This is a genomic window from Mesorhizobium sp. M7A.F.Ca.CA.002.04.1.1, from assembly GCF_004022805.1.
Classification (GTDB): Bacteria; Pseudomonadota; Alphaproteobacteria; order Rhizobiales; family Rhizobiaceae; genus Mesorhizobium; species Mesorhizobium ciceri.
In genome coordinates this window covers 1-2,375 of record NZ_RZPL01000819.1, presented here as the reverse complement: position 1 = coordinate 2,375, position 2,375 = coordinate 1, and the positions used below count along the sequence as shown (strand labels likewise).

Below are 2,375 nucleotides of genomic sequence, written 5' to 3'. Positions count from 1 at the left end.
ACCTGGCGCGGCGTGGCTCTCATTTCCAGGACCGACCGCTGCCCGCTTCGGCTCACGCCGGGGCGGGCTTTTTTGCATTTCCGATCGGCCATTGCTGAGCGGCATTCGAGTTGACCGGTCTCGTCGTCGTCCGTTGTGATAAGCAAGTTAATCATGTCGGTTATGCATAATGATTATTGTTAATTTTTGATTGAAGCACCGAAACTAGATAAAGACTTGAGCGGATGAATTGTTCATATATTGTTAAGCAAGAGGTAGACCACAGAAGACGGAAGCCATCTCCATCATCAAACGGGAGTAGCTTTCATGAACAAGTTCACTGTTATTTTCGCCGCTGTTGCAGTTGCATCGTCCGTTGGAGCCGCCGAGGCAGGTTGTGGGTGCGGAGGTTCGGGCGGCTGGGGAGGCAATTCGAGCAGCCTGATCAATGTTTCGCCGTCCATCGACCTTGGCAAGATCACCGCGCTGAACGACGTGCTCAGCGGCAACAACATCCTGAGCGGCAATGTCGTCTCAGGCATTCTGAACGGCAACAAGACCGGCATCGTCGGTGGCGTTCTGAGCGGGCTCGGCGTGAACCTGCTGGGCGGCAACAGCTACAGGCTGGGCAAGCGCCACTAGGCCGGCGCTGCATTTCAACTGTCGAAGGCAACCCAAAATAGCCCGTTCCGGTGCGCCGGGCGGGCTATTTCGCGTGTCGGGCCGATCAAGCGAGGATGTTGACCGCGCGTGCCGCGACCAGCGCGATGGTCAGCAGCGAGATCATGGCCTCGGCCATCATCAGCAGCTTGGCGCGCTGGGAAAGGGGCAAGGTATCGGTGGGCGAAAACGCTGTCGCATTGGTGAAGGCGAGGAAGAAATAATCGACGAAACCGGGCAGCCAATCTCGGAGGTCACGGTCGTTCAACGTCATCTGCGCGAACAGGAAATCGGCCTGCGCAAGCTTGACGAGGCCGCAGGTCGGCGGGCCGCCGCGGTCGGTGCTCCAGAACCACAAGGCAAAGACGATGACGTTGGTGACCCAGATGTTGAGTGCGTCGATCAGCAGCGTCGTGCCGCTGTTGCCGGCATGGCCCTCCAGCAAGGCACGCACCAGCAGGACCAGCGAACCGCAGTTCATGATGCTGATGATGGCGGTCATGGTCAGGGCTGTTCTGCGGATCATGACCCGAAACTGGCCGATCGCATGCCACTCGTGGTCCTCGACCGCCTTGCGGGTGGCGGCCTGTGTCCAGGCGGTGGCCACCGACAAGGGCAGCAGCAGAGCGGCCTCCAGCGCGGGCGCTAGCCAGCGCGGTCCGAATGAGAGATTGTTGATGACCAGAAGCTGCAGGCAGATGATGACGAGAACGGCCGCACGGGCCATCCAGAAATCGAGCGCACGGTAGTGGATGATGGCATGGTGGTGGCGCATTTATCAAATCCTGGATGCTTTTTGGGGGACGGGAACCGGTCAGGCGTAGGCGACGCCTGCCGCGATCACGCCCGATGCGCCGTGCCCGGCATGTTCAGGGCGCTCCGGGACGGCGTGTTCCATTGTTGTCCTGCTGGCATGTGATGATGAGAGAGGCGGCATGGTGGCGCGAAACTCTGCCTCAATCTTGGTTTTGCCATGGTCACCCAAGTTTACATTTTCGTAAGCTTCGAGTTCTGGGCTGTTCCAAAAACCGTCCGGTGTGATTTATCCACCGCATGACGCGAATCGACGAACCCATGAACGGTTGGCTGCCGGTCGGCAGTTCTGTTCCAGGCGACTGGCGGCAGTCGTCGATCTGGCAGGGGCTGACGCGCTATCCAGAAGCCGGCCTGGCGCTTTTATGCCTGACACAGATCCTGTGCTGGACCGTGGCGCCCGCGCTTGTCGACGTGTCACCGCCCAACGATGTCGTCGAAGGCTTCATGTGGGGCCGCGAATGGGTGCTGTTGACCTACAAGCATCCACAGCTTCCCGGCTGGCTGCTCGAGATCAGCCATCTTCTGACCGGATCGTTCCGCTGGCCGCAATATCTCGTGGCTCAGCTAACGATCTCGGCCACTTTCGTGCTAGTCTATCTGCTGGCCCGCGACATGCTCGGGCGAACCCGCGCGCTGGCCGCCGTGCTTCTGATGCCGTCGCTCTATTTCTTCGGCTGGCCGACCCCACAGTTCAATCATGACTACGCGCAGATGCCCTTCTGGGCCGCTATCTGCTGGCTGTTGTGGCGTGCGGGCCGTGGTGGTGGGCCGGGCTGGTGGCTGGCGCTCGGGCTGGTGTCGGGCGTCGGGCTCTATGCCAAGCTTTCCACCGGCCTATTATTGCTTTTCGGGGCGATCTGGCTGCTGTCGGACACACGCGCACGCAGTCGGCTCGCCACGCCCTGGCCATGGCTCGGGCT

The 2,375-nt window shown here is 60.5% G+C and carries 3 protein-coding genes; 2 read left to right on the top strand and 1 reads right to left on the bottom strand.

Annotation, left to right across the window (positions count from 1 at the left end; translation table 11 throughout):
• Positions 1 to 306 precede the first annotated feature (306 nt).
• Positions 307 to 621, top strand: coding sequence for a hypothetical protein (locus tag ENZ75_RS28950; RefSeq protein WP_013530790.1), 315 nt, complete (start codon positions 307 to 309; stop codon positions 619 to 621).
• An 85-nt stretch (positions 622 to 706) separates the two neighbouring features.
• Here the strand turns inward: ENZ75_RS28950 and ENZ75_RS28945 are convergent, their stop codons facing one another.
• Entirely contained in the window at positions 707 to 1,414 is a 708-nt protein-coding gene (locus tag ENZ75_RS28945) for a hypothetical protein (protein ID WP_013530791.1), read from the bottom strand.
• Positions 1,415 to 1,692: 278 nt separating this feature from the next.
• Between ENZ75_RS28945 and ENZ75_RS28940 the strand changes: the two genes are divergently transcribed.
• The coding region (locus ENZ75_RS28940) for a glycosyltransferase family 39 protein (RefSeq protein ID WP_245481275.1) at positions 1,693 to 2,375 on the top strand (683 nt) is incomplete at its 3' end.

What these genes read in the sequence shown, in the direction of transcription:
- ENZ75_RS28950 (WP_013530790.1), top strand. Translation starts at nt 307, where the DNA reads ATGAACAAGTTCACTGTTATTTTCGCCGCTGTTGCAGTTGCATCGTCC.
- ENZ75_RS28945 (WP_013530791.1), bottom strand. Translation starts at nt 1,414, where the DNA reads ATGCGCCACCACCATGCCATCATCCACTACCGTGCGCTCGATTTCTGG.